The 26536-nt window shown below is 71.4% G+C and carries 29 protein-coding genes; 18 read left to right on the top strand and 11 right to left on the bottom strand.

All coding sequences use genetic code 11. The features are described from left to right. Positions 1–62: 62 nt before the first annotated feature. The 5 genes from ACZZY9_RS05065 to upp form a co-directional block, all read right to left on the bottom strand. Positions 63–1496, bottom strand: a complete 1434-nt coding sequence (locus ACZZY9_RS05065; RefSeq protein WP_463463228.1) for a serine hydrolase domain-containing protein — start codon at positions 1494–1496, stop codon at positions 63–65. After that, positions 1493–2872 carry a cryptochrome/photolyase family protein gene (locus ACZZY9_RS05060; protein WP_463463227.1) on the bottom strand — a complete coding sequence of 460 codons (1380 nt, stop codon included), beginning with the start codon at positions 2870–2872 and terminating at the stop codon, positions 1493–1495. Before ACZZY9_RS05060 ends, ACZZY9_RS05065 begins: the two co-directional genes overlap by 4 nt. Continuing rightward, the gene (locus ACZZY9_RS05055) at positions 2869–3339 is read right to left on the bottom strand and encodes a MarR family winged helix-turn-helix transcriptional regulator (protein WP_463463226.1); all 471 of its coding nucleotides are present in this window, start codon (positions 3337–3339) and stop codon (positions 2869–2871) included. The genes ACZZY9_RS05060 and ACZZY9_RS05055 overlap by 4 nt, the downstream gene beginning before the upstream one ends. A gap of 283 nt (positions 3340–3622) precedes the next feature. After that, on the bottom strand, positions 3623–4390 hold the full coding sequence (locus ACZZY9_RS05050; RefSeq protein WP_463463225.1) for a winged helix-turn-helix domain-containing protein: 768 nt from the start codon (positions 4388–4390) through the stop codon (positions 3623–3625). Between the two features lie 521 nt (positions 4391–4911). Further along, entirely contained in the window at positions 4912–5544 is a 633-nt protein-coding gene (upp, locus tag ACZZY9_RS05045; protein ID WP_192058846.1) for a uracil phosphoribosyltransferase, read from the bottom strand. Between the two features lie 92 nt (positions 5545–5636). On the opposite strand from upp, the gene ACZZY9_RS05040 reads away from it, so the two are divergent. Beyond that, complete coding sequence (locus ACZZY9_RS05040) at positions 5637–6068, top strand: nucleoside deaminase (RefSeq protein ID WP_192059292.1); 432 nt, start codon at positions 5637–5639, stop codon at positions 6066–6068. 35 nt (positions 6069–6103) lie between these two features. Here ACZZY9_RS05040 and ACZZY9_RS05035 read toward each other — a convergent pair whose 3' ends face one another. After that, positions 6104–7066, bottom strand: coding sequence for a cation diffusion facilitator family transporter (locus ACZZY9_RS05035; RefSeq protein ID WP_463463224.1), 963 nt, complete (start codon positions 7064–7066; stop codon positions 6104–6106). A 45-nt stretch (positions 7067–7111) separates the two neighbouring features. Between ACZZY9_RS05035 and proC the strand changes: the two genes are divergently transcribed. Further along, the gene (proC, locus tag ACZZY9_RS05030) at positions 7112–7963 is read left to right on the top strand and encodes a pyrroline-5-carboxylate reductase (protein ID WP_463463223.1); all 852 of its coding nucleotides are present in this window, start codon (positions 7112–7114) and stop codon (positions 7961–7963) included. A gap of 75 nt (positions 7964–8038) precedes the next feature. On the opposite strand, the gene ACZZY9_RS05025 is transcribed toward proC, so the two are convergent. Then, on the bottom strand, positions 8039–8710 hold the full coding sequence (locus tag ACZZY9_RS05025; protein WP_192058839.1) for a potassium channel family protein: 672 nt from the start codon (positions 8708–8710) through the stop codon (positions 8039–8041). Next, positions 8703–10145, bottom strand: coding sequence for a TrkH family potassium uptake protein (locus ACZZY9_RS05020; RefSeq protein ID WP_463464640.1), 1443 nt, complete (start codon positions 10143–10145; stop codon positions 8703–8705). Before ACZZY9_RS05020 ends, ACZZY9_RS05025 begins: the two co-directional genes overlap by 8 nt. A 72-nt stretch (positions 10146–10217) precedes the next feature. Here ACZZY9_RS05020 and ACZZY9_RS05015 point away from each other — a divergent pair, with 72 nt between their 5' ends. From ACZZY9_RS05015 to ACZZY9_RS05000, 4 genes are all read left to right on the top strand, one after another. Further along, positions 10218–10742, top strand: a complete 525-nt coding sequence (locus ACZZY9_RS05015) for an ArsR/SmtB family transcription factor (protein WP_463463222.1) — start codon at positions 10218–10220, stop codon at positions 10740–10742. Between the two features lie 107 nt (positions 10743–10849). Next, positions 10850–11044: a helix-turn-helix domain-containing protein gene (locus tag ACZZY9_RS05010; RefSeq protein WP_243215820.1), complete on the top strand. Its 195-nt coding sequence runs from the start codon at positions 10850–10852 to the stop codon at positions 11042–11044. Positions 11045–11150: 106 nt separating this feature from the next. Next, positions 11151–11249 (top strand): 30S ribosomal protein bS22, encoded by a 99-nt coding sequence (locus tag ACZZY9_RS05005; RefSeq protein ID WP_003792170.1) that lies wholly within the window; start codon positions 11151–11153, stop codon positions 11247–11249. Between the two features lie 102 nt (positions 11250–11351). After that, complete coding sequence (locus tag ACZZY9_RS05000) at positions 11352–11621, top strand: glutaredoxin family protein (RefSeq protein ID WP_463463221.1); 270 nt, start codon at positions 11352–11354, stop codon at positions 11619–11621. A gap of 93 nt (positions 11622–11714) precedes the next feature. Here ACZZY9_RS05000 and aspS read toward each other — a convergent pair whose 3' ends face one another. Continuing rightward, complete coding sequence (gene aspS / locus ACZZY9_RS04995; protein ID WP_463463220.1) at positions 11715–13049, bottom strand: aspartate--tRNA(Asn) ligase; 1335 nt, start codon at positions 13047–13049, stop codon at positions 11715–11717. An 83-nt stretch (positions 13050–13132) separates the two neighbouring features. Here aspS and ACZZY9_RS04990 point away from each other — a divergent pair, with 83 nt between their 5' ends. From ACZZY9_RS04990 to ccsB, 5 genes are read left to right on the top strand one after another with little or no spacing between them, the layout of a single operon-like run. Further along, on the top strand, positions 13133–13780 hold the full coding sequence (locus tag ACZZY9_RS04990) for a histidine phosphatase family protein (RefSeq protein WP_192058828.1): 648 nt from the start codon (positions 13133–13135) through the stop codon (positions 13778–13780). Next, entirely contained in the window at positions 13777–14409 is a 633-nt protein-coding gene (locus ACZZY9_RS04985; protein ID WP_463463219.1) for a TlpA family protein disulfide reductase, read from the top strand. The genes ACZZY9_RS04990 and ACZZY9_RS04985 overlap by 4 nt, the downstream gene beginning before the upstream one ends. After that, positions 14410–15213, top strand: coding sequence for a cytochrome c biogenesis CcdA family protein (locus ACZZY9_RS04980; protein WP_192058826.1), 804 nt, complete (start codon positions 14410–14412; stop codon positions 15211–15213). After that, entirely contained in the window at positions 15197–16987 is a 1791-nt protein-coding gene (gene resB / locus ACZZY9_RS04975) for a cytochrome c biogenesis protein ResB (RefSeq protein WP_463463218.1), read from the top strand. Before ACZZY9_RS04980 ends, resB begins: the two co-directional genes overlap by 17 nt. Next, complete coding sequence (ccsB, locus tag ACZZY9_RS04970; RefSeq protein WP_463463217.1) at positions 16984–17994, top strand: c-type cytochrome biogenesis protein CcsB; 1011 nt, start codon at positions 16984–16986, stop codon at positions 17992–17994. Before resB ends, ccsB begins: the two co-directional genes overlap by 4 nt. A 191-nt stretch (positions 17995–18185) precedes the next feature. On the opposite strand, the gene ACZZY9_RS04965 is transcribed toward ccsB, so the two are convergent. Continuing rightward, entirely contained in the window at positions 18186–19202 is a 1017-nt protein-coding gene (locus ACZZY9_RS04965; protein WP_463463216.1) for an o-succinylbenzoate synthase, read from the bottom strand. 75 nt (positions 19203–19277) lie between these two features. On the opposite strand from ACZZY9_RS04965, the gene ACZZY9_RS04960 reads away from it, so the two are divergent. The 4 genes from ACZZY9_RS04960 (at position 19278) to ACZZY9_RS04945 (ending at position 22847) form a co-directional block, all read left to right on the top strand. Continuing rightward, positions 19278–19670 carry a hypothetical protein gene (locus tag ACZZY9_RS04960; protein WP_463463215.1) on the top strand — a complete coding sequence of 131 codons (393 nt, stop codon included), beginning with the start codon at positions 19278–19280 and terminating at the stop codon, positions 19668–19670. 56 nt (positions 19671–19726) lie between these two features. After that, a complete protein-coding gene (locus ACZZY9_RS04955; RefSeq protein WP_243215415.1) occupies positions 19727–20635 on the top strand; it encodes a 1,4-dihydroxy-2-naphthoyl-CoA synthase in 909 nt (302 codons plus the stop codon). A 73-nt stretch (positions 20636–20708) separates the two neighbouring features. After that, positions 20709–21893, top strand: a complete 1185-nt coding sequence (locus ACZZY9_RS04950) for an AMP-binding protein (RefSeq protein ID WP_463463214.1) — start codon at positions 20709–20711, stop codon at positions 21891–21893. 9 nt (positions 21894–21902) lie between these two features. After that, positions 21903–22847, top strand: a complete 945-nt coding sequence (locus ACZZY9_RS04945) for a 1,4-dihydroxy-2-naphthoate polyprenyltransferase (protein WP_463463213.1) — start codon at positions 21903–21905, stop codon at positions 22845–22847. Positions 22848–22938: 91 nt separating this feature from the next. Here the strand turns inward: ACZZY9_RS04945 and ACZZY9_RS04940 are convergent, their stop codons facing one another. Then, positions 22939–23205, bottom strand: coding sequence for a DUF4229 domain-containing protein (locus ACZZY9_RS04940; protein ID WP_192058812.1), 267 nt, complete (start codon positions 23203–23205; stop codon positions 22939–22941). Positions 23206–23314: 109 nt separating this feature from the next. On the opposite strand from ACZZY9_RS04940, the gene ACZZY9_RS04935 reads away from it, so the two are divergent. From ACZZY9_RS04935 to ACZZY9_RS04925, 3 genes are all read left to right on the top strand, one after another. Then, positions 23315–23674, top strand: a complete 360-nt coding sequence (locus ACZZY9_RS04935) for a PLD nuclease N-terminal domain-containing protein (protein WP_463463212.1) — start codon at positions 23315–23317, stop codon at positions 23672–23674. Between the two features lie 7 nt (positions 23675–23681). Then, positions 23682–25556: a 2-succinyl-5-enolpyruvyl-6-hydroxy-3-cyclohexene-1-carboxylic-acid synthase gene (menD, locus tag ACZZY9_RS04930; RefSeq protein WP_463463211.1), complete on the top strand. Its 1875-nt coding sequence runs from the start codon at positions 23682–23684 to the stop codon at positions 25554–25556. Positions 25557–25655: 99 nt separating this feature from the next. Next, on the top strand, positions 25656–26507 hold the full coding sequence (locus ACZZY9_RS04925; RefSeq protein ID WP_463463210.1) for a PPK2 family polyphosphate kinase: 852 nt from the start codon (positions 25656–25658) through the stop codon (positions 26505–26507). Positions 26508–26536: the final 29 nt, after the last annotated feature.

The raw sequence follows: 26536 nt of genomic DNA, 5'->3' as shown, positions 1-26536 counted from the left end.
CCGGCGTCCGTGCGCGGCCCGGCCCGGACCGGCCTCAGTGCGCGGCCCGGCCCGGCCCGGCCTCAGTGCGCCGTCTCGGCCCGGACGGTGAGGGTCTGCACCCGGGGCGGGGCCTCGGGCGTGAGTCGGATCTCGAAGCGCAGCAGACCCCGGGCGCCGGCTCGTCGCCAGACCAGGTGCGAAGGCGCCTTCGACTCGTCGTCGGGAAGGGGCTCCGCCGAGGTCGGCGCGAGGCCGCCGACCGACTCGACGGCCTCGCCCCAGGTGCGTCGGCGTCGATCGAGGGGGATGTCGAGCTCGATGTTCTCGGCGAGCCAGTCGCCGGGCTCGCCGCCGCCGAGCACCAGCTCCTCGACCGCGTCGCGGGCGGCGAGGGTCTCGGGCCACGGCCGCACGCGGCTGCCGACCCCGGTGCCCTGCGCGGCCGTCTCGGCGAGCAGGCCGTCGAGCGCGAGCGTGATCGGCACCGACACCTGGGCGTAGGTGGCGTTCTCGAATCCGACGGCGCCGACGCCGGTGGCGGGGTGCCAGCGCATGTGCGCCGAGAAGCCGGGGTAGCCGCCGGAGTGCGAGACGATCGTGCCGTGATCGGGGTGCTGCTCGACGAAGAGGCCGAGGCCGTAGCCGCCCGGATGCGCGCCCAGCCCCGGGACGAAGCGCTGCAGCTGCTGCATCTCGCGTCGGGAGGCGCGCGACAGGATGCCGTCGAGGTCGCCCTCGCCGTCGGGGTCGAACGCCGAGCCGAGCCAGCGGGCCCAACGGGCGAGATCGTCGGTGGTGCTGAACAGACCGCCGATCGGCGAGAAGGCGCCGGGGCCCGAGAACGGCAGGGGCTCCCAGCCGTCGCCGACGCGTCGGTGTCCGATCGCCAGACCGCCGGCGGCGGGCACGTCGGTCGTGAAGCCGGTGGAGTCGAGACCGAGCGGCGCCAGGACGTCCTGCTCGACGACCTCGCGGTACGGGCGACCCGAGGCCTCGGCGACGACGCGGCCCAGCAGGGCGTATCCGAGGTTCGAGTAGGCGAACGCGGTGCCGGGGATGCTGTCGAAGCTCAGCCCGCGACGCAGCAGCGCGTCGAGGCCCTCATCGGTCAGCGACTCCTGCCGGTCGCCCCACGGGTCGTCGGTCGGGAACCCGGCCGACATCGTCGCGAGCATCCTCAGCGTGGGCACGGGCGAGTCGGCGGTCGGCAGGGCGACGTCGGCGAAGGCCGGAACCCAGTCGGTCACGGGTGCGTCGAGGTCGAGGGCCCCGGTGTCGCGGAGCGCCAGCAGCACCGTCGCCGTGAAGCTCTTCGTGCACGAGGCGATCCGGTACGCGGTGTCCGGCCCGGGCGCGGCACCGTCTGCGCCATCACCGCCGATCGTCCCGGACGTGCCCCGGTGGGTCACCCCGTGCCGGTCGAAGGTCGCCCAGACCGCGCTCGGCGCCTTCCGCTCCGCCCGCCGGGCGGCGAAGACCGCGTCGATCCCGGAGGCGCGGGTCGGCTCCGTCACGACTCCCCGCCTTCGGACGACGTGCGACGCATCGTCTCGTACGCGTCCAGAGCGGCGCGTCGCGAGGCCTTGAGATCGACGAGCGGCTCGGGGTAGTCGTCGTCGTCGACCTCGGGCACCCACTGCCGGATGTAGTCGCGGTGCTTGTCGAACTTGGTCGCCTGCAGCTCGGGGTTGAACACCCGGAAGTAGGGTGCCGCATCGGCGCCCGAACCGGCGGTCCACTGCCAGTTGGCGGGATTGTTGGCCTCATCCGCGTCGACGAGGGTGTCCCAGAACCAGGCCTCGCCGACGCGCCAGTCGACGAGCATGTTCTTGATCAGGAAGCTCGCGGTGACCATGCGCACCCGGTTGTGCATCCAGCCGGTCGTCCAGAGCTGGCGCATGCCGGCGTCGACCAGGGGGATGCCCGTGCGGCCCTGGCGCCAGGAGTCGATCTCGCTCTCGGGCACGTCGGCCCACGGGAAGCGGTCGAACTCGGGTCGGTAGCTGACCGTCGCGAGATCGGGCGAGGTGAACAGGATCGTGTGGTTGAACTCGCGCCAGACGACCTCGCGGAGGAACGACTGGGCGCGTTCCCGCGATGCGTCGGGCAGTGCCCCGCGCATCCGGTGCCAGATCTGGAACGGGCTGATCTCGCCGAACCGGAGGCGCGGCGACAGTCGACTCGTCGCCTCCTGCGCCGGGAAGTCGCGGTCTCCGTAGTCGGCCAGCGCGCCGGTCGCGAACGCCTCGAGCGTGTCGTGGGCTGCGGCCTCGCCGGGCGTCCAGGTCTCACGGAGACCCGCGGCCCAGTCGGGTCGGGTCGGGAGGAGGCCCCAGTCGTCGAGTCGATCGCTCGCGACGTCGGCGGGCGGGGTCAGGGCGTCGGGCTCGTCGAGGGGGTGACGCGGCTCGGGTCGCTCGAGGCAGGCGCGGTAGAACGGCGTGAAGACCTTGAAGGGCTGCCCCTGGCCGGTCTGGATCGTCCAGGGCTCGAACAGGAGGTTGGCCTGGAAGCTGTCGGCGACGAGACCGCGGCCGCGCAGCGAGGTCTTCAGCCCGGCGTCGGCGTCGCGGGCCGCCTTGCCGTAGCGGCGGTTCCAGTAGACGGCCCCGGCCGACACGTCGTCCACCAGGCGCGGGATCTCGACCGCCGCGGCGCCCCGGCGCAGGGTGAGGCTCGAGCCCTTGGCCCGCAGATCGGCGTCGAGGGCGGTGAGGCTGTGGTGCAGCCACCACCGTGAGGCGCCGCCGAGGGGCCGGATGCCCTCGGTGTCGTCGTCGAGCAGGTAGAGCACCACGACGGGCTCGCCCCGGTCGACGGCGGCGTTCAGCGCCGGGTTGTCGGCGAGGCGGAGGTCGTCGCGGAGCCACACGATGGAGGGGGTGCTCATGCGGTGTGCTCCTGATCGGCGCGGGTGGCCGAGCCGTCGCCGAGCCGGAGCCTCGTGCACAGGTCGGTGAGGGTGACGAGCTCGTCGTGGTCGAGGCTGCCCCCGACGCGGCGCCGGATGGTCGCGGCGTGGCTGATCGCCGTGCGCCGGTAGAGCTCGTAGCCGGAGTCGGTGAGGGCGACGATGATGCCGCGGGCGTCGCCCGGGTCGCTGAGCTTCTCGACGATGCCCCGGGCGGTGAGCCGGTCGACCAGTCGACTGATGCTCGGCTGGGTGAGCAGGAGGTGCCGGGTCAGATCGCGGATGCGGGCGCGCCGTTCGGGCTGACTCGACAGGTTGAAGAGCACGTCGTACTCGTTGAACGAGATCTCCTGCGTCGGGAAGCAGTCGGTGAGTTCGCGCATCACGCTCACCTGCGCCCGGAAGAGCGCCTCCCAGGCGCCGACGGCCACGGATGTCTCGCTCATCTCTACCTCGCGTTCGTTTCCGTCGAGTCTACGAAAGCGCAGGGGTGTCCGTCCGCCACCGAGGGATGCACGACAGAGGGCCGGTCGCCCATTGGCGACCGGCCCTCATCCCTTGCACCGAGAGTGTCCTGCGATCTCATTCCACCTCGGCCGCCACAGCAAACGGCCTCGGTCCGATCAACCTATAACGAATAGGTAACGGCGGTCTAGCCCTGAAGCCAAGGATCAGCTGGGAACACGACCCGTCGTCCGCCGGCGGAGCCCGAAGCGCGGTCGGATCGGGTCAGAAGACGTCGGGCGACGGCGTCGACGCGTGACGGATCGACACGTCGGCGTGCCGGTCGAAGCGGTACCCGGCCCCGCGGACGGTGCGGACGATGTCCTCGAAGGCGCCGAGCTTCGAGCGGAGGCGGCGGACATGCACGTCGATGGTGCGCTCGTTCGGCACCTCCTCGTCGTCGCCGTCGGCCCAGAGGCTCGAGATCAGCTCGGCGCGCTCGATGGTGCGGCCCTCGCGCAGCACGAGGTACTGCAGCAGCTCGAACTCCTTGTAGGTCAGCGGTGCGACGTCGCCGTCGAGCAGCAGGCGCTTGCGCGAGATGTCGACGACCACGCCGCCGCGAGCACCGGGCTCGTCGTCCTCCTCGACCTCCTGACGACGTGCGGCGAGCGCCGACGGGTCGTGCAGCGCCAGGCGCACGACGTCGACGTCGCGTCCGCCCGACGCGGTCGGTGCCAGGGCGACCGCGGCGTGGGTCTCGGCCGAGGGGGCGATCGAGGCCACGAGCGCCTTGAGCTGCGAGACGATGTCGCCGAGGTCGGTGCCGTCGGCGGCGGCCTTCAGCTCGTCGATGCCGACGTAGAGCACGAAGCCGCGTGCCTCCTGGCCCTCGGGCAGTGCCCGTGCTCGCCGCGCAGCGGGAGGTGCGACGGCCGCCGGGGCCGTCGCCTCGACGGAGTCGTCCACCGGCGGGACGGCGTTCAGGTGCCGGGCGGGGGCGATGGTGCGGGCGGAGGGGGCGGCGACGGGACGGTCGAGGGTGAGGGACATGGGTACGCGGATCCTTGCGTGCGGGTGAGCGGTACCTCGGCGACGGTGACGCCATCGTTCGTCGCGGGTATCGCTCGGTTCGTGTCGGTGTCCGCTGCCGGTCAGGCGGTCGGCGGACGGTCGATGTCGTGACATCGGGGGGATGCGCGTCGGAGTGGTGACGCGGATGCATCCGGGAGTCGACGGCTCAGCAGCGGGGTGGGGCTGCGAGCTCAGCGTGCTGCGGAGGCAGCGACGGCGACTCGGCGAGGTGTGGCCGGATCAGGCACACATTCGACACAGGACGGCGTGCATAGGCATCATCATGCCGGTGCTCCCGGGGGCCTCAACGGAGGTCGGGATGAACACGCTGTCAGTCATGGGTTGATTGTGTTACAGCGTGCGTCGCGCTGTCAAGCACCATGCGGCGGGCGGCCTGGCGGGCCCGGGGGCCGCAGCCGGCGCGACGACGACGAACCGCGCCTCCGGAGGTCGGAGACGCGGTTCGGAAGCCCGCAGGAGGCGCGGGTCGGGAGGTCGGTTCAGGCCAGGCCGTACAGGCGGTCGCCCGCGTCGCCCAGCCCGGGCACGATGTAGCCCTGCTCGTTCAGCCGCTCGTCGACGGCGCCGAGCACCACGTGGACGTCGCGGCCGGCCATGGCCTTCTCGACGGCGGCGAGGCCCTCGGGTGCGGCGAGGATGCAGACGGCCGTGACGTCGACGGCGCCGCGGTCGAGCAGGTAGTCGATCGCCGCGATCAGCGAGCCGCCCGTGGCGAGCATCGGGTCGAGCACGAAGCACTGGCGGTTCGAGAGGTCGTCGGGCAGGCGCTCGGCGTACGTGGTCGGCTCGAGCGTCTCTTCGTCGCGCACCATGCCGAGGAACCCCACCTCGGCGGTCGGCACGAGCTTGGTCATGCCCTCGAGCATGCCGAGACCGGCGCGGAGGATCGGCACGACGAGCGGCCGGGGCTGGCTGATCTCGAGACCGGTCGTCGGGCCGACGGGGGTGACGATGTCGACGGGCGAGGTGCGCACGTCGCGCGTGGCCTCGTACGCCAGCAGGGTGACGAGCTCTTCGGTCAGGGCCCGGAAGGTCGGTGCCGGCGTGCGCTTGTCGCGGAGCACGGTCAGCTTGTGGGTGATCAGGGGATGGTCCGCTACGTGCACTCGCATAGGCTCAACGGTAGCGGAGTCGACCGGCCCGCACCCGCCCGCCGAGAGGTCGCCGCCGCGTGATCGCGCATCCCCCCGAGTTCGACGTCTGGATGGGCCTGGCGCTCGCCGAGGCCGACGCGTGCCGCGTGTCGGACGACGTTCCCGTCGGTGCGGTCGTCGTCGACGCGTCAGGGGCCGTGATCGGCACCGGTCGCAACGAGCGCGAACTGCGCCAGGACCCGACGGCCCACGCCGAGGTGCTCGCCCTCCGCGACGCCGCACGCGCCACCGGCGACTGGCAGCTGACCGGCGTCACCCTCGTGGTCACGCTCGAGCCGTGCCCGATGTGCGCGGGGGCGATCCTCGCGGCGCGGGTGCCGCGCGTCGTCTTCGGCGCCTGGGACGACAAGGCGGGCGCGACCGGCAGCGTCTACGACATCGCCCGCGATCGTCGGCTGCCGCACCGCTCGGAGGTCGTCGCGGGCGTCCGCGAACCCGAGTGCCGGGCCCGCCTCGACGACTTCTTCGCCGCGCGCCGCTGAGTCCGCCTCGCCGGGGGAGCCGAGGAGGCGCGGTGTCAGTCGGCTGCGCGGATCACGATCGCGTCGGTGGGCGGGTCGACCTGACCGGGGCGCACCCACACGTCGGGCTCGATGTAGATCACCCGGGCGATCGGCACCGCGGCGCGGATGCGGGTCTCGACGGCGTTGATGGCGCTCGAGACGTCCGCGAGCACGGTGCGACCGGGCATCGACACCTTGACGCCGACCAGCAGCTCGTCGGGGCCGAGGTAGAGCGTCTTCATGTGGATGATCGACTCGACGTCGGACCCGTCGGTGATCGCAGCGCGGATCTTCGCGACGTCGTCGGCCGAAGCCCCCTCGCCGACCAGCAGGCTCTTGGTCTCGATGCCGAGGATGACCGCGACCGCGACCAGCAGCACGCCGATCGCGAGCGTGCCGAGGGCGTCGTAGACGCCGTCGCCGGTGATCCAGGTGAGCACGACGCCGATCATGGCGAACGAGAGACCGAGCAGCGCCGCGGCGTCCTCGAGCAGCACGACGGGCAGCTCGGGCGCCTTCGCGCGGCGGACGAACGACACCCAGCTCTGCTGGCCCTTGCTCGGGCGCGACTCGCGGACGGCGGTGCGGAGCGAGAAGCCCTCGAGGGCCAAGGAGACGGCGAGCACGAGCACGGGCAGCCACGGCACCTCGAGCGGGTGCGGTTCGCGCAGCTTCTCGACGCCCTCGTAGAGCGAGAACACGCCGCCGACGCTGAACAGGATGATGGAGACGACGAAGGCGTAGACGTAGCGCTCCCGCCCGTAGCCGAAGGGGTGCTCGGCGTCGGCGGCCTTCTTGGCCTTGCGTCCGCCGAGCAGCAGGAGCACCTGGTTGCCCGAGTCGGCGAGCGAGTGCACGCCCTCGGCGAGCATCGACGACGAGCCCGAGAAGGCCCAGGCGATGAACTTCGTGACCGCGATGCCCAGGTTGGCGCCGAGCGCCGCGATGATCGCCTTGTTGCCGCCGGATGTGCTCATGTCGTGATCCCCTCGAGTCGCCAGGGTCGATCTTAGGATGGCCTGATGGTCACCACGCTCCCCACCACAGCTATTCTCGGCGCCGGCTCGATGGGAGGCGCGATCCTGTCCGGTCTGCTGCGACCCGGTGTCGTCGTCGACGGCGGCATCCGGGTCACCAACCGGTCGGAGGCCAAGGCGGTCGCGCTGCGGCACGGCGCCGTCACCTCGCTCGCCACCGAGAGCGATCCGCGCGCGAACGCGTCGGCGGTCGTCGGGGCGAAGCTCGTGCTCATCGGCGTCAAGCCGCACATGGTGGTCGACCTCCTCTCCGAGATCGGCTCGGCGCTCGACCCCGGGGCGGTGGTCGTCAGCCTGGCGGCCGGCATCACGACCGAGACGATGGAGGCGGCCCTGCCTCCGACCGTCTCGGTGCTGCGCTCGATGCCGAACACCCCCTCCGTCGTCGGGCTCGGGGTCACGGGGCTGAGCGCCGGGTCGCGGTCCACCGACGACGACCTCGCGCTGGCCCGCACGCTCTTCGAGGTCGTCGGCGAGGTGGTGGTGGTCGACGAAGACCGCATCGACGCGCTCAGCACGATCTCCGGGTCGGGCCCGGCCTACGTCTTCCTCCTGATCGAGAAGCTCCAGCAGGCGGCGATCGGGCTCGGCTTCACTCCGGCCCAGGCGGCGACGATGGTCCAGGGCACGTTCCGCGGGGCGAGCGAGCTGCTCGCCGCGAGCGACGTCCGGCCGGCCGCCGACGCGCCGGCCGAGCTGCGCCGCCGGGTGACGAGCCCGGGCGGCACGACCGAGCGGGCCGTGGCCGTGCTCGACGCGGGCGGGCTCGCCGACCTGTTCGACCGGGCGACGGCGGCGGCACTCGAACGCAACCGCGAGATCGCGGCCGGTCGCTGACCCGGCCGACCCGCGCCTCCTCGGCTGCGGTCTCCGCGAGGTCGCAGCGACCGCGGCCCCCCGGCCCTCTCGGGGTCAGCCCTCGAGCGCCGCGAACCTCTCGATGGCGGTGCTGTCGCCCGACACGATGATCAGGTCGTGGTTGCTGATGACGGTCTCGGGGGTCGCCTCGCTGAAGGCGCCGCCGGGGCTCTTGACGCCGACGATCGTGACGCCGTACTTCTTGCGGATGTTCGAGGCCGCGAGGGTCGAGCCGCGCACCGGCTTCGGCGGGTACATCTTGACGATCGCGAAGGCGTCGTCGAACTCGATGTAGTCGAGCATGCGACCCGAGACGAGGTGCGCGACGCGCTCGCCGGCCTCGCGCTCGGGGTAGATCACGTGGTTGGCGCCGATCCGGGCGAGGATCTTCCCGTGCGACTGGCTGATCGCCTTCGCCCAGATCTGCGGCACCTTGAGGTCGACGAGGTTCGCGGTGATGAGCACGCTCGCCTCGATCGACGAGCCGACGGCGACGACGGCGATGCTGAAGTCCTGGGCGCCGATCTGCTTCAGCGCGTCGATGCTCCGCGCGTCGGCCTGGACGGCGTGCGTCACCCGATCGGCCCACTTCTGCACGAGACCGGCGCTGGTGTCGACGGCGAGCACGTCGCGGTCCTGGCGCTCGAGCTGACCCGCGGTCGCCGCACCGAAACGGCCGAGGCCGATGACGAGGACGGGGGCGTCGTGCTTGATCTTGTCAACCAACGATCGGTCGCTCCTCGGGTCGGGTGAACAGCTGGCGCCGTTGGCTGGCGGCCAGGGCGACGGAGAGTGTCACTGTACCAACGCGGCCCATCCACATCGTGACCGCGAGGATGTACTTGCACGAGTCGGGCAGGTCGGCGGTCAGACCGGTCGACAGGCCCGACGTCGCGAAGGCGGAGATCACCTCGAACAGCACGTGCTCGAGGGGCTCCTTCGTGATGTGCATGATCAGGATGCTCGCGACCGCGACGATCGTGGCGCCCCAGAGCACGACGCTGACCGACAGCCGCAGCACGTCGCTCGGGATGCGCCGCCCGAAGGCCTCCATCGAGCGGTTGCCCCGCGCCTCGGCGAACGCCGCCAGGAAGAGCACGGCGAGGGTCGTGACCTTGATGCCACCGGCCGTCGAGGCGGAGCCGCCGCCGATGAACATCAGCATGTCGGTCACCAGCAGCGACGAGCCGTTCAGATCCGAGATGTCGATGGTCGAGAAGCCGCCCGATCTCGTCATCTGACTCAGGAAGAGCGACTGGAAGATCGTCGGGAACGCCGCGATGCCGCCGAACGTGTCGGGGTTGTCGAACTCGAGCACGATGAACAGCAGGGCGCCGGCGAACAGCAGGATGAAGCTCGTGACGAGCGTCAGCTTCACGTGCACCGACCAGCGGCGGGGGTGCCAGGGGTTGCGGGCCAGGGCGTAGATGACGGGGAACCCGATGCTGCCGAGGAAGACGCCGATCATTATCAGGGTCAGGAACCAGTAGTCGTGGGCGAACGGCGCGAGCCCCTCGGCGTTCGGCGAGAACCCCGTGTTCGTGAAGGCCATCGCCGAGTAGTAGAAGCTGTCGAGCACCGCCTCGCCGATCGGGATGCCGTCGATCACGAGACGCGGCAGCAGCAGCACCGCGATCACGGCCTGGATGACGGCCGAGCTCAGGGCGACCGTGGCGAGCAGCCCGCCGACCTCGCCGAGGCGCACGGCCTGCCCCTCGGGCACCGGGCCGGCGTGCACGCGCAGCGGATTGCTGTCGGAGGCGGCCATCAGCCGGGCGCGCAGCCCCAGCTTCCGAGACACCACCAGGCCCATGATCGAGGCGAGCGTCAGCACGCCGATGGCGCCGATCTGCACGCCGACGAAGATCACGACATGGCCGAAGACCGACCAGTGCGTCGCCATGTCGACGGTCGCGAGACCGGTGACGCAGATGACGGAGACCGCCGTGAACAGGGAGTCGACGAGGGGCGTGGATCGCCCGTCGGCCGCCGCGACGGGCAACGAGAAGATCGCCGTGAACAGCAGGATCAGACCCGTGAAGATCATGATCGCGAAGCGCGCGGGCGAGTGACGACCGATGTCGTCGACGTAGTCGGTGATGCGGCGGACCGGCCCGCGGGACGCGACACGGAGGGGTCCCTGTCTGACGGTGCGCGGGATGCGCCGGGAGGCGGGGGAGGGGCGCGTCACCCGTGCATGGTACTCCGGGCCGGTCGTCGATACTGTGGCTGCATGCCTGACCTCTTCGCCGTGATCGCCGACGGGACCCGCCGAGACCTGCTGGCCGTGCTGCTCGAGGCCCGCGTCTCGGGCGATCCGGCCACCGGCGACGTGTCGGTCGGCGAGCTCGTCTCGCGCCTCGGCATCAGCCAGCCGACCGTGTCGAAGCATCTGCGGGTGCTCCGCGACGCCGGGCTCGTGCACGTGCGCGAGGGTGGACAGCACCGCTTCTACGGCATCGACACCGCACCGCTCGAGACCGTCGAAGACTGGCTCATCCCGTTCCTCGGCGTCGAGGTGGAGATCGACACGGCCGCGGGCGGGGCGTTCGCGGCGTGGGCGGGGGCCAGCGTGCCGGCCCCGTTCCGTCGGGCGGCCGAGAGCATCCCCGACGCGGGCGACGTGGGCAGCTCGCTGGGTCGCGCGGTCGCCGATGCGCAGCACCGCGCCTCCTCGGCCCTGCACGACGCGTCGAGCGCGCTCGACGAGCGCGTGATCGAGCCCGTCCGCAAGCGACTGGGTCGCGGCGGCGCATGAGCGTTGCACGAGGTCACGTGCGCCCCTAGAGTGACCATCAGGCACACGAGTCACACGCGTGCGCCTGCACCCACTCGGGGAGTCCGGGTCGGACACGAGGGGGAGACATGGCGGACGACCTGTCGGACGTGAGGTTTCTCACCGTCGCCGAAGTGGCGGACATGATGCGCGTGTCGCGGATGACCGTCTATCGCATGGTGCATTCGGGAGAGCTGCCGGCCATCCGGTTCGGGCGCTCGTTCCGTGTCCCCGAATCGGCGGTCGCGGCCGTGCTGCGCACGGGCATCGCCGACGTCGGCTGACTCGACTTCGACTTTCGGCAGTCGCCCTAGTAGACTGCCCCGAGGTATTTTTCCGCGGTTCTGATTCGGACCCGGTCGGTCCAATCCAGAAATCAGTGAGGTCTCTATGGGTTCTGTCATCAAGAAGCGTCGTAAGCGCATGGCGAAGAAGAAGCACCGCAAGCTGCTTCGCAAGACTCGTCACCAGCGACGCAACAAGAAGTAGTCGCAACATCGTCGATGCCCCCGCAGGCCCTGTGCCGGCGGGGGCATCGTCATGCCCGCCGGCGGATCGTCGACGGGTTCCCCGCTTGCTAACGTGGCAGATGTGAGCGCACCGACCATCACCCTCCTGACCAAGCCCGGCTGCCACCTCTGCGACGAGGCCCGCACGGCGCTCGACGGGGTCCTCGCCGAGACCGAATTCGCCGGTGGGGGCTTCGGCTACGACGAGAAGAGCATCCTCGACGACGCCGCGCTCGAGGCCGAGTACGCGGAAGAGATCCCCGTCGTGCTGATCGACGAGCGGGTCCACACCATCTGGCGCATCGAGCCCGAGCGACTCCGCGCCGCCCTGCGCCGGTCCACCGCCGGCTGAGTCGGTCCACCGACGAGAAAGGACGACCCTCCGCCGAACGTGGCGGAGGGTCGTCCCTTCGATGCTCTCGGGCGTCGTGCCCGGGGCCGGCGCCTACGGGGTCAGGCGGCTGGGGCCACGGAAGAGGTAGGTGACCTCGCGGAGGTTCGGCTGGTGCAGCATGAGCATCAGCACGCGGGCCAGGCCCATGCCGAATCCGCCGTGCGACGGGGCGCCGTAGCGGAAGAAGTCCAGGTAGCCGCCGAGCTCCTCCGGCTTCATGCCCTTCTCGCGGATCTGGGCCTCGAGCACGTCGACACGGTGCTCGCGCTGGGCGCCGGTCGTGATCTCGGTGCCGTTGTAGATGAGGTCGTAGCTCTTGGTGAGCTGCGGGTCGTCGTCGTGACGCATGTGGTAGAACGGCCGGATCGACGCGTCGTAGTCGGTGAGGAACACGAAGTCGTGGTCGAACGTCTCCTTGACGTAGGCGGCGATCTGACGCTCGCCCTCGGGGTCCATGTCGGCGTCGGCACGGGGCACGACGTAGCCGCGGTCGGCGACGATGCGCTTCGCCTCGGCGAGGGGGATCCGCGGGAACGGCGTCGTCGGTACGGTCAGGTCGACGTCGAAGAGCTCCTTGATCTCGGGGCCGTGCTTCTCGACGACCGCGGTGAAGGCGGCGACGAGCAGCTCCTCCTGCATCGTCATGACGTCCTCGTGGCTGTCGACGTAGCTGATCTCGGCGTCGACGCTCGTGTACTCCGTCGCGTGACGCGAGGTGAACGACGGGTCGGCACGGAAGACGGGTGCGATCTCGAAGATCTTGCCGAAGCCGGCGCTCTGCGCCATCTGCTTGAAGAACTGGGGGCTCTGCGCCAGGAACGCGCTGCCCTCGAAGTACTCGACCTTGAACAGCTCGGCGTTCGACTCGCTCGCCGAGGCCATGATCTTGGGGGTGTGGATCTCGATGTAGCCGCGCTCGACCCAGTAGGTGCGCATGGCGTGCTCGAATGTCGTCTGGACTCGGAAGATGAGGGCGTTGCGGGGCACTCGGAGGTCGAGGAACCTCCAGTCCATGCGCTTGTCGATGCCGCTGTCGGGGGCGATCGGCGTCTCGGGGTCGGCGGCGCTGTCGACGACGAGGGTGGCGATCTTGACCTCGATGCCGCCGAGCTTGACTCGCTCGTCGTGCTTGAGCTCACCCGTCACCGTGACGAAGCTGCCCTGCGCCAGACCCGAGATGGCGTCGGCGATCTCGTCGACCTCGCCGTTCGCGGCGAGCACGTCGGCGGCGGTGCGCGGGCGGACCAGCTGGACGGCGCCCGACTCGTCGCGGAGCACGACGAACTGCACCTTCTTCTGGTCGCGGACGGTATCGACCCAGCCCGCCACCGTCACGGTGCCGTCGGGGAGGGGCGAGAGGTCGCTGATGAGGGTGCGTTCGATCACGAGGCTCGACTTTACAGGGCGGTCGGATCTTTGCGGTTCCCGTGAGGGAGGTGTGCGCGGGGCCTCGACCTAGACTGGAGGGCATGCCCGCCCAGCACATCCACCTCGTCCGGCACGGTGAGGTGCACAACCCCGAGCACGTGCTCTACGGCCGTCTCGACGGCTTCGGCCTCAGTGATCTCGGGCACCGGATGGCCGCCTCCTCGGCCGACATGCTGCAGCAGCAGGGTGCGCCGGTCGTCGCCGTCACCGCGAGCCCCCTCCAGCGCACCCGCGAGTCGGCCGCGCCCTGGGCGGAGCGCTTCGGTCTCACGGTCGCCGTCGACGATCGCCTCGTCGAGCCGGCCAACAAGTACGAGGGTCGTCGTTCCGACTTCACGATCCGCAAGCAGCTCGCGGTCCCCGCCGAATGGCCGTGGATCGTCAACCCGCTGAAGCCGAGCTGGGGCGAGGCCTACGTCAGCATCGCGTCCCGCATGCTCGCGGCCGTCGAAGACGCCTGGGCCTCGGTCGACACCGGCGACGTCGTGCTCGTCAGCCACCAGCTGCCGATCTGGATGGTGCACCGCAGCGTCACCGGCGCCCGTCTGTTCCACGACCCCCGGCGCCGCCGGTGCTCGTTGTCGAGCGTCACGACCCTCGAGCGTCGCGGCGACGCCTTCGTCGAGGTGGGCTATCAGGATCCCGCGCGAGACTTGCTCGATTCCGCCGTCGATCTTGGAGCAGTGTGAGCACCCGTAAGACCTCCCTCACCCGTCGGTCGACCACGATCTCGCGGGCGCTCGCCTGCGCCGCCGTCGTGGCTCTCGCGGTGACGGGCTGCACCTCCCAGAACGACGACCTCGCGGCCGACTTCGGCGACGGCACCACCGAGAACTACATCTCGGGCAGCGGCACCGTGACCGAGATCGCCCCCGAAGACCGCGGCGACCCCGTCGAGTTCACCAGCGAGACCGACACGGGCGAGACGCTGTCCCGATCCGACTACGACGGCGACGTCGTCGTCCTCAACTTCTGGTATGCGGGCTGCCCGCCCTGCCGCGCCGAGGCCCCCGACCTCGAGCAGGTCAACGAAGACTACGCCGATCAGGGCGTGCAGTTCATCGGCGTCAACGTCCGCGACCAGGCGGCGACCTCCCAGGCGTTCGCCCGAACCTTCGACGTCGGCTACCCGTCGGTCGTCGACACCAACGACGGGGCCGTGCAGCTGGCCCTCGCCGGCACGATCGCACCGAACTCCGTGCCGACCACGATCGTCCTCGACCAGCAGGGCCGGATCGCCGCGCGCATCCTCGGGGGTCTCGACGGTCCGAGCATCCTCGACACCCTGGTCTCCGACACCCTCGCCGAGCAGTCCTAGGTGTACCAGGGCAATCCCTTCTTCGAGGCGGTGGTGAGCGGACAGCTCGCCGTCGCGCTCCCGGTCGCCCTCCTGGCCGGTCTCATCTCGTTCCTGTCGCCGTGCGTGCTGCCGCTCGTGCCGGGCTACCTCGGCTACGTGGGCGGGCTCACGGGTCGATCGGTCCCCGCCGCCCGTGGCGACGCCGCGCCGACGCCAGACGCCGTGTCCGCCGCCGCCCGGCGCGACCGCCGTCGCGTCGTGCTCGGGGTGCTCCTGTTCGTCGCCGGCTTCACGGTCGTCTTCGTCGGGGCCAACCTGGCGTTCGCGGCCGCCGGCTTCTGGCTGATCCAGTGGCGCGACCTCATCGTCCGGCTGATGGGTCTGGTGGTGATCGTGCTGGGTCTCGTCTTCATCGGGCAGTTCGGCTTCTTCCAGCGCACGCTGAAGCTGCCGGTCACGCCCGCCACGGGTCTGGCCGGGGCCCCGCTTCTCGGCATCGTCTTCGGCATCGGCTGGACACCCTGCATCGGCCCGACCCTCGCCGCCATCACGGCCATGTCCCTCGACTCCGCGTCGCTCGGGCAGTCCGTGCTGCTCGGCCTCTTCTACTGCATCGGCCTCGGTGTGCCGTTCCTGCTCGTCGCCCTCGGCTTCGGCTGGGCGTCGCGGTCGATCTCGTTCGTCAAGCGGCACATGCGTGCCGTCAACATCGTCGGAGGTTCCATCCTGATCGTCATCGGCCTGCTCATGGTGTCGGGCCTCTGGTCCGATCTGATGTCCCGTCTCGGGTCGGTGATCGCGAGCTATGGCACGATCGTCTGACCGCGAGCCGCTGACGCCGGCCGACGAGACCGACGCCTCCGCCGACCCGCTGCGGCCGAGCGACCACGTCGATTCGGTCCGGGCTCCGTCCGAGGGCCGGGGCGGCGACGGTGTGACGCAGCCGCGGCTCGGCCCGATCGGCTACCTCCGCTTCTTCTGGCGGCAGCTGACCAGCATGAAGACGGCGCTGTTCCTCCTCATGCTGCTGGCGGTCGCCGCGATCCCCGGTTCGCTCGTGCCCCAGCGCACCTCCGACCCGAACGGTGTCGTGCAGTACCGCACAGACAACCCCGATCTGTTCCCTATCCTCGACAAGCTCGGCGTCTTCGACACCTACTCGTCGCCGTGGTTCTCGGCGGTCTACCTGCTGCTGTTCATCTCGCTGATCGGCTGCATCATCCCGCGGACGAAGCACCACTTCGAAGCCCTCCGCGCCCGTCCGCCCAAGACCCCGGCCCGGCTGTCGCGTCTCGCCGGCTACCGCACGGTCACGATCGATCAGAGCGGAGGAGGCGCGGGTCGACCCGCCGTCACCCCCGCCGCCGCCGTCGAGGCGGCCCGTGCGCAGCTGAAGCGCGCCGGCTACCGCACCGAGGTCTTCGCCGACTCGGTCAGCGCCGAGCGCGGCTATCTGCGCGAGACCGGCAACCTGGTCTTCCACGCCGCACTGGTCGGCGTGCTGCTGACCGTGGGCGTCGGGGGAGGATTCGGCTACGCCGGTCAGCGCGTCGTCGTCGAGGGGCAGACCTTCACGAACGTGCTCGGGTCGTACGACTCGTTCAACCCGGGTCGGTGGTTCGACGACTCGCAGCTCGACCCGTTCAGCATCACCCTCGACCGGTTCACGACCGACTACGAAGAGCAGAACCGCGACGCCCTCGGGCAGGCCCTCGACTACACGGCCGACGTCACGACCCGCACGCAAGACGGTGACGACGACGAGAAGCGTCAGATCAAGGTCAACAGCCCGCTCGCCATCGGCGGCTCGAACGTGTACCTGCTCGGCAACGGCTACGCGGTCGACGTGACGGTGCGCGACGGCGACGGCGACGTCGCCTTCCGCGACACCGTCCCGTTCCTGCCGCAGAACACGAACCTCATGTCGCAGGGCGTCATCAAGGTGCCCGACTCGTCACCCGAGCAGCTCGGCATGATCGGCTTCTTCTACCCGTCGGCGGTCGACACCGAGTCGGGCATGCTGGCCTCGAACTACCCCGACACGCTCAACCCGGTGCTCAGCCTCAACGTCTACACGGGCGACCTCGGACTCGACGACGGCGTGCCGCGATCGGTCTACGCGCTCGACACCGTGGGGCTGACCGAGGTGGCGGGAGCCGACGCCGACACGAGCGCCATCCGCGTCACCCCCGGTGAGACCGCCGATCTGCCGAACGGGCTGGGCACCGTGACCTTCGACGGCGTCAAGCGCTTCGCGTCGTTCGACGTGCATCACGACCCGTCGCAGCTGTGGGTGCTGCTCTTCGCCGGCCTCAGCTTCGCGGGTCTGCTCACGGCGCTGTTCGTGCCCCGACGCCGCGTCTGGGTCAAGGCCCGAGACACCGGGTCCGGTCTCGTGCTCGAGTACGCCGGTCTCGCCCGCGGCGAGGATCCGACCCTCGAGAGGGCCGTGGGCGACATCACCCGAACGCATCTGACCGGGCTGGGCGTGCCCGCCGAGGCGGCGAAGGCGGTGGCCTCGGGCGAGACAACCGCTTCGACGTCGAGAGACGACGAGTCGTCGCCCGCACCCGACGGACGTAAGCTCTCCTCGTGACCGCCGACCTCGCCTACTACTCGCTCGTCGCCGTCTACTCGGCGATGGCCATCTACACGATCTCGTTCGTGGCCTACGCGCTCGACCTGGCGAAGCGCTCCGGCGACGCTCAGCTCGCGGCGAAAGAGGCGTCGCGTCTCGACGGCGGCCGCGCGCCGGTGGCCTCGGCCTCGACCGCACGCGGCTCATCGACCGTGGTGCTCGACCGCCCAGCCACGACCGTCGGCGGTGACACGACCGACGCGTCGGGTCGTCGCCGTCCGTCTCGCTTCGAACGCGTCGCCACCTCGCTGATGGTCCTCGGCCTCGTCGTCCACGTCGCCTCGGTGATCATGCGAGGCGTCGCCGCCGAGCGGGTGCCGTGGGCGAACATGTTCGAGTTCTCGCTGACCGGCACGGCGATCATCGTGGGCGTGTATCTGCTGGTCAAGCAGTTCGTCGACATCTCGTTCCTCGGCGCGTACGTGATGGGTCTGAACCTCATCCTGCTCGCCATCGGAACGGTCAACTACTACGTCGCCGTCGTGCCGCTGCAGCCCGCACTGCAGTCCGCCTGGCTCGTCATCCACGTGCTCGTCGCGATCCTCGGCACCGGGTTCTTCGCCATCGCGGCCGGCCTGTCGATCGCCCAGCTGATCCAGACTCGTCGCGAGCAGGCGAAGCTCGCCGGTCTCGGCTTCATGCAGACGCTGCCCGGCGCCGATCGTCTCGAGGACCTCGCGTACCGCGTCGCGCTCGTCGGCTTCGTCCTCTGGACCTTCACCCTCATCGCCGGTGCCGTCTGGGCCGAGCGCGCGTGGGGCCGCTACTGGGGCTGGGACACCAAAGAGGTCTGGACCTTCATCATCTGGGTGCTCTACGCCGGTTACATCCACGCCCGGGCGACGCGCGGTTGGCGCGGTTCGCGGTCGTCCTGGCTGTCGATCATCGGCTTCGCGGCCGTCATGTTCAACTTCTCGGTGGTCAACGTCTTCTTCAAGGGTCTGCACGCGTACTCGGGCCTCTGACCCGCGCCGCTTCTGACGCGCGCTGCCGTGCGTAGATCGGGGTCGGGCGGGTTCCCGTCATCCATGGCGGGTCAGCGCTGACCCGCCCCGGATGACGGGAACCCGCCGCACAGCGTTGCCGCCGCCGCAGTACGTTGCCGCTGCCGCCGCAGCACCGCCGCCGCAGCACCGCCGCCGCAGTGCCGCCGCCCTCAGCCGGCCAGCACGGCGTAGGAGGCGCGGAGCCGCTCCACCCAGAACTCCCGTCGGTCGTCGCTCGCCGCGTGCTGCCGCAGCAGGTCGACGTCGACGTCGATGCGGCGCACCTCGACCGCCCCGTCCACCGGAAGCAGCGGTGACCGTGTCACGTCGGCCGCCAGCAGCGCGGCCGTGCCCAGTCCGCAGTCGTGCCGCAGTCCGGGCATCGCCGCGGCGAGGTGGGCGCCCATGCTCAGCCCCACCGAGGTGTCCAGGGCGCTCGAGACGACGACCGGCAGCCCGGCGGCGGCGACGATGTCGAGCGCGGCAGTGATCCCGCCGAGCGGCTGCGCCTTGATCACGAGCAGATCGGCGGCCCCGGCCCGGGCGACGGCGAGCGGGTCGGCGGCCTTGCGCACGCTCTCGTCGGCGGCGACGGGGACGCCGAGCCCGGCGGTGCGACGCCGCAGCTCCGCGAGCTCGGGCACCGTGGCGCACGGCTGTTCGACGTACTCCAGGGCGTACGGGGCCAGGGCGACCAGCGCCTCCTCGGCCTGCGCGACCGTCCATGCTCCGTTCGCGTCGATGCGCACGCGACCGCTGTCTCCGATGTACTCGCGGGCGGCGGCGACGCGGGCGACGTCGTCGTGCAGCGTCTCGCCGGGGTCGGCGACCTTCACCTTGACGGTGCGGCAGCCGGGGTAGCGGTCGAGCACCGTCCGCACATCGCCGGGAGCGACGGTCGGCAGCGTCGCGTTGACCGCCACCGAGGAGGCGCGGGTCGCGTGCTCGACGCCCCACCCGAAGTCGATGGTCGCCGCCAACCAGGCGCTCGCCTCGGCGGGGCCGTATTCGACGAACGGGCTGAACTCGGTCCAGCCGTTCGGGCCCTCGACGACGAGGGCCTCGCGGGCGTCGAGGCCGCGGAACCTCGTGCGGAGCGGCAGGCGCACGACGTGCGCGTCGTCGAGCAGATCGGCGAGCGGGGGGAGGCGCGGCGTGGCGCGCGGGGCGGGGCTGCTGTTCGACACGGGGCCAGTCTCGCACCGCGGGCTCGGCGCACGGCGCCCGCCCGCGGACCCATGGGTTCGGTAGGGTCGTTGGCCATGGCCGCAGCAGAGAACGACGCGAACGACCCGACCACCCGCCCGGCCGCACCGGAGGGCCTCGACATCCTGGCCGACGACGCCTCGGGCGTCGAGGTCGGCGATCGGCCCGAGGGGTCGTCGCGTCTCGGCCTCGTGACGTTCGTGCTGGCGCTCGCTCTGCTGGCCCTCGACGGGATCGCGGTGGCGCTCCTGGCCGGAGACCTGGTCACCCCGGCCGCGACGATCGCGCTCGTGACGATGCTGGCCTCGATCGTCGTCGGGGCCGTCGCGCTCGTCGCGGTCGTCCTCCGGCGCGGTCGCTGGTTCGCCGTGGCGGCCGTGCTGCTCAGCGTGCTGGCGAACCCGTTCGTGCTCGTCTTCCTGCTCGCCCGGATGCTCCCCGCCTTCTGAACCGCGTCGCCGTCACCCGCACCCGCACGTCGGCACCCGGTCGTAGGCTGGGGCGCATGAGCGACGCCGTCTCCGACCTGTTCGACCCCACCGAGTGGCGAGAGGTCGACGGGTTCGACGGCCTCACCGACATCACGTACCACCACAGCGTCGACGGGCGGGTGGCGAGGGTCGCGTTCGACCGGCCCGAGGTGCGCAACGCCTTCCGTCCGCACACCGTCGACGAGCTCTACCGGGCACTCGATCACGCCCGGATGAACAGCCGCATCGGCGTCGTGCTGCTGACCGGCAACGGGCCGAGTGCGAAAGACGGCGGGTGGGCGTTCTGCAGCGGCGGCGATCAGCGCATCCGCGGTCGCGACGGCTACAAGACCGAGGGCGATCAGGCGAATGTGGCCGACCCGGCGTCGGCGGGGCGTCTGCACATCCTCGAGGTCCAGCGCCTGATCCGCTTCATGCCCAAGGTCGTCGTCGCCGTCGTGCCGGGGTGGGCGGCCGGCGGCGGACACTCGCTGCACGTCGTCTGCGACCTGACGATCGCCAGCCGCGAGCACGGCAGGTTCAAGCAGACCGACGCCGACGTCGGCTCGTTCGACGCCGGCTACGGCAGCGCCTACTTCGCGAAGCAGATCGGTCAGAAGTTCGCCCGCGAGGTGTTCTTCCTGGCCGAGGAGTACAGCGCCGACCGCGCGTACGAGATGGGCGCGGTCAACCGCGTCGTCCCGCACGTCGACCTCGAGCGCGAGGCCCTCGCGATGGCGCGCACCATCCTCACCAAGTCGCCGACGGCCATCCGCATGCTCAAGTTCGCGTTCAACGCCACCGACGACGGCATCGTCGGGCAGCAGGTCTTCGCGGGGGAGGCCACGCGCCTGGCGTACGGCACCGACGAGGCCGTCGAGGGTCGCGACTCGTTCCTCGAGAAGCGCGAGCCCGACTGGTCGCCGTTCCCCTGGCAGTACTGATGCCCGTCGTCGACGCCGGGCTCGCGAGTCGGGCGCCGCGAGGCCGACACCGCGAGCCGAGGAGGCGCGGCGCATGACCCGCCCCCTCCGCCCGATCGACGCCCGTGACCAGGTCGCCGTGCTCGACGCGCTCCGGGTCGCCCTGGCGGGTGGCCCGGCCGTCGCGCCCCGCACCGACGACCGGGTGCCCGACGACCTCCCCGCGACCGTCCCGGTGGCGATCGCGCTCGTCGTCGAGACGAGCGGGTCGACCGGTCACGCGAAGCGCGTCGCCCTCTCCGCCGACGCGCTGCTGGCCGGTGCCGCCGCCGCTGACCAGGCGCTGTCCGGGCCGGGTCAGTGGCTGCTCGCGCTGCCCGCCCACTACATCGCCGGTCTGAACGTGCTCGTGCGGTCGATCACCGCCGGCACCGAGCCGGTGCTGCTCGGGCCGGGCGGCTTCGATCCGCGCGCCTTCGCCCGGGCGGCCCGGCGACTCGACCACCCGGTGCGCTACGTCTCGCTCGTGCCCGCACAGCTCGCGGCCCTGCTCGACGCCGCCGAATCGGAGCCGGGGTCCGAGGCCGCAGGGGCCGGGTCCGCACCCGACGACGCCGGTGTGGTCGGGTCGCTGCGCGGGTTCGCGGCGGTCCTGGTCGGGGGGCAGGCGACGCCGGCGTCCCTGATCGCCCGAGCGCGCCTCCTCGGCGTCCCGATCGTCCGCACCTACGGGGCGAGCGAGACCTCGGGTGGCTGCGTCTACGACGGCGTGCCCGTCGGTCGCACCCGGGTCGAGATCGTCGACGGGCAGATCGAGCTGAGCGGGCCGTCGCTGTTCGACGAGTACCTGGCCGATCCCGAGCGGACGGAGGCGGCGCTCACGACGCGCGACGGCCTCCGCTGGTACCGCACAGGCGACCACGGCGCGGTGTCCGACGAGGGCGTGCTGACCGTGACGGGACGCCTCGACGACGTCATCGTCTCCGGCGGCGAGAAGGTCTCGCTCGGGGTGGTCGAGCGCGTCGTGCGCGAACGACCCGGTCTCGCCGCCGCCGTCGTCGTGCGCTCCCCGCACCCCCGTTGGGGCGAGGTGCCCGTCGTCGTGACCACGGGCGCGACGCCCGATCTGCTCGAGCTGCGGCGGGCGGTCGTCGAGCGTGCGGGGCGGGCGGCCGCGCCCGATCGCGTCGTCGTGCTGGCCGCGCTGCCGCTCCTCTCGAGCGGCAAGCCCGATCGTCGCGCCCTCGAGCGCGCGGTCGGGGGCGACCGGCCGAACTAGAATCGGGCCGTGGCGAAGACGAAGAGCAAGAAGGCACGACCCGGCGGACGACCCGGCGGGCGACCCGGTCGGCAGCCCGCACGGCGGGTGACCGCCCGCGACTGGATCGGCGGTGCTCGTCTGCGCACCCTGCCCCTGGCCGTCGCGCCGGTCGCGCTCGGCACCGGCGTCGCCGAGGCCAACGGGTCGAGCGACCTCCTCCTCGCCGTCCTGTGCCTCGTCGTCGCCGTCCTCCTGCAGATCGGCGTGAACTTCGCGAACGACTACTCCGACGGCATCCGGGGCACGGACGCCTTCCGGGTCGGGCCGTCGCGGCTCACCGCCTCCGGGGCCGTCCGTCCCCGCAGCGTCCTCCGGGTCGCGCTCGGCTCGTTCTCCGTCGCCGCCGCGGCCGGTGTCGCCGTCGTGATCCTGTCGGGGCACTGGTGGCTGCTCGCCGTGGGGGCCGCCGCCGTCGTCGCCGCATGGTTCTACACCGGCGGCAAGCGTCCCTACGGCTACAACGCCCTCGGCGAGGTCTTCGTCTTCGTGTTCTTCGGCCTCGTCGCGACCGTGGGCACGACGTACGTCCAGCTCGACCGGTTCCCGGCCGACGCCTGGATCGCGGGCGTCGCGGCAGGGCTCTTCGCCTGCGCAGTGCTGATGGTCAACAACATCCGCGACATCCCCCAAGACGCCGCCGCGGGCAAGCGCACCCTGGCGGTCGTGGTCGGCGACCCGGTCGCGCGGGCGCTCTACGCGCTCTTCCTGCTGCTGCCGTTCTTGATCCTGGCGTACTTCGGGTTCCTGTACTTCGATGCGCCGTACGTCTACTTCACGCTGATCGCGGCCATCCCCGCGGCCATCATCGGCGTCACCGGTCGCACGCCGCGCGAGCTCATCCTCGCTCTGCAGCTGTCGTCGCTGACGGCACTGCTGTGGGCGCTGGCGCTGTCGGCGGTCCTGTACTTCTAGGCTGCGGCCCGGCTGCGCGGCCCGGCTGCGCGGCCAGGCCGCGGCCCGGCTGCGCGGCCAGGCCGCGGCCCGGCTGCGCTCCTCTCGACGCTCAGACGTCGTCGCGGTCGGAGCGGCGGATCTCCTCGTCCTCGGCGATGTCGTCGCCGTGACGCGTCTCGGGCTTCGATCGACGCTCGGCGAGGTCGAGGGCGACACGACGTCGGAGCGGTGCGAAGAAGATGTACGAGACGCAGAGTCCGACGATCGCCGCGACGATCGTCGCGATGTAGGGGTCGATGCGGATCACGAGCAGGACGGCCAGCGCCACTGCGAAGATCCCGAGACGGATGAACGTGTACTTGACCCAGGGTTTCACCCGGCGATTCTACGGCGGCGAGACCGTGCCCCAGCCGGGTGGATCACAGGTCGGCCACGGAAGGGCCCACGGTCAGGATCCGCACCGGGACGCCGCCTATAGTCGAGGAATGGTGAGGTTGTACGTCGTTGGCATCGTGATCGCCGCTGCCTTCATCATCTACGCCCTGGTCGACTGCCTCTTCGCGGACAACTCCAGGTTCCGGGCTCTGAACAAGCCCCTCTGGGCGCTGATCATCGTCGTCCTGCCCGTGATCGGCGCCATCCTCTGGTTCCTCCTCGGCAAGAACCGCAAGAACCGGCAGCCCGAACGGCGCAGGTTCGTCGCTCCAGACGACGACCCCGAGTTCTCCGGTCGTTCGGCGTCCAACATCAGCGACCTCGACCGCGAGACCACCGACGAGCGCATCCGACGTCTCGAGCAGGAGCTCTCCGAGCTCGACGAAGACGGCAAGACGGGCACGGCGTAAGCCGGCCATGTCCAGCGACCGCGACGATGAGTCGAGCGGCAGCCCCGCGACGGATTACGCCGTCGAGCTGCTGTCCGCCCTCGTCGACGTCGGCGTCCGCGATGTCGTCCTCAGCCCCGGCTCCCGCTCGCAGGCGCTCGCGCTGGCCGCCGCCGAGCTCGAGCGCTCGGGGCGGATCCACCTCAGGGTCCGCATCGACGAGCGGTCGGGGGCGTTCCTCGCCCTCGGGCTGGCCGTCGACAGCGGTGCGCCCGTCGTCGTGATCACGACGTCGGGCACCGCCGTCGCCAACCTGCATCCGGCCGTCCTCGAGGCCCATCACTCCGGGGTGCCCCTGCTGCTGCTGACCGCCGACCGACCGCCCGAGCTGCGGGGCATCGGCGCCAACCAGACCACCCACCAGCCCGGTCTCTTCGGTCGCGCGGTCGCGTTCGTCCGCGACGTCGAGGCTCCGGTGGAGGGGCCGGTCGACGTCGACGCCGTCCGTACCCTCGCGCTCGATGCGGTCTCGGCCGCCCTCGGTCACCGGCAGGCGGCCGGGGGTTCGCCGTACGGCGATCTGCCCGCCCCCGGGCCGGTGCAGCTGAACATCGCCTTCCGAGAGCCCCTGTCGGCGCCGGTCGTGCGGATCCCCGACGCCCGCCCCGACCCGGTGACCCGCGCCTCCCCGGTGTCCCGTCTCGCCCTCGAGGTCGACAGGGTCCCGGCGACGCTCGTCGTGGCCGGTCACGCGGCGACGGACGAGGCCGAGCGGGTCGCCCGTGCCCTCGGTGCGCCGCTCGTGGCCGAGGTCTCGAGCGGCGCGCACTTCGGCCCCAATCTGGCGCTGGGCTACCGGGCTTTGCTCGGCGAGCACGCGTTCGGCGGCGCCGTGCGGCGCGTGATCGTCTTCGGTCACCCCACCCTGACCCGGCAGATCCCGGCACTGATCCGGCGGTCCGACGTCGAGGTGATCGTCGTCCGCGGATCGTCGCCCGAGGCCTACGACCCGGGCCGCGACGCCCGCGTGGTCGACGCGGTCGATGTCCCCGACGGCGGCGCGGCCGTCGAGCCACGGAGGCACGGTCGACACCAGGCCGACGCGGCGGTGGTCGACGACGCCGCGGCCACGGCGACGGCCACGGCCACCGCCACGACGACGGCCACGGGTGCCGCCTCCGACGGCCCGTCGCCGGACGACCGCCCGCATCGAGCCTGGGTCGGTCGCTGGGTCCAGGCCGGACGACTCGTGGTCGGCGACGCGGAGTCCGCGCCCGACCTCGAGGCCGCCACGAGCGACGTACCCGCCGAGCGCGCCGCGTTCCTCCGCGGCGAGGTGGCGCTGCTGCGTCGCGAGGTCTCGCGTCGCGCCCTCGCCGAGACCCTGTGGCGCGTCACCTGGCCCCACGACCGACTCGTGCTCGGTGCGTCCCGGCTGATCCGCGAGGTCGACGAGGTGGTGCCCGGCAAGCGCATCCCCGTGCACGCCAACCGGGGTCTCGCGGGCATCGACGGCACGATCGCCACCGCCACGGGCATCGCCTACGCGAGTCAGCTCGACGAATCGCGCCCGGGCGTGACGCGGGTGCTGCTCGGCGATCTCACCCTGCTCCACGACGTCGGCTCGATGCTCTTCGGCGACGGCGAGGTGCGACCCCGCCTGCAGGTGATCGTCGGCAACGACGGCGGGGGGACGATCTTCGACGGGCTCGAGGTGGCGGCCACGGCCCCCGCCGATGCGATGACCCGTGTGCAGTTCACCCCGCAGAGCGTCGAGCTGTCGGCCCTGGCCGCGGCCTACGGGTGGCAGTACTCACGCGCCGGCACCCGGGCCGAGCTCGACCGGGACCTCGCCCGACGCTGGGACGGCCCCGTGCTGATCGAGGTACCGCTGACGCGCTGACCCGACGGCGGCGGCTCGCTGTCCGGACTCCGGTCGGCCCTGCTCGCGGCCTCCCGCGGTCTTGGTCCCCGCCTCACGCCCGAGTCGTAGGCTCGACCCATGGCCAAGACCTGGACGACCCCGCCCGCCGTGTCCCTCCGAGCCGACGACGCCGTCGACCTGGCGGCGATCGATCCCTCGTCGACGCCCGGGTTCGCGGGAGACAAGCAGTACGCCGCGCAGTCGCTCGAGTCCGGTCGTGACACGCTCGGCGACCTGCAGGAGAGATTCTTCGCCTCCAGTCGCCATGGCGGCGACAAGGGTTCGGTGCTGCTCGTGCTGCAGGGCATGGACACCGCGGGCAAGGGCGGCATCGTCCGTCATGTCGTCGGAGCCGTCGATCCTCAGGGCGTCGCCCACCACGCCTTCAAGACCCCGACGGAGGAGGAGCTCGCGCACGACTTCCTGTGGCGCGTCCGCCGCGAGCTGCCGGGCCCGGGCATGATCGGCGTCTTCGACCGGTCGCACTACGAGGACGTCCTGATCGGCAAGGTGCGCCGCCTCGCCTCGCCGGAGGAGGTCGAGGGCCGTTACGACGACATCGTCGCATTCGAGCGCGAACTGGCCGAGGCCGGCACGACCGTCGTCAAGGTGATGCTGCACATCTCGTCGGACGAGCAGAAGTCGAGGCTGCGCGAACGACTCGACCGCCCCGAGAAGAACTGGAAGTACAACCCCGGCGACCTCGACGAGCGCCTGCTCTGGAACGACTACCAGGAGGCCTACCAGACCGCGATCAGGCGGACGTCGACCGACTCGGCTCCGTGGTACGTCGTCCCCGCCGACCGGAAGTGGTACGCCCGGGTGGCCGTCCAGCGCCTCCTGATCGACGCCCTGGCGGCACGCCGCCCGGAGTGGCCGCGCGCCGAGTTCGACGTCGAGCTCGAGAAGACCCGCCTCTCGTCCACCTAGGCGCCGGACTCCACCGCGGGTCGCCCGCT

Source organism: Frigoribacterium sp. AC394 (genome assembly GCF_979258095.1).
Note: the sequence above shows the minus strand (reverse complement) of the source record. Positions and strands in the feature narration are given on the sequence as shown.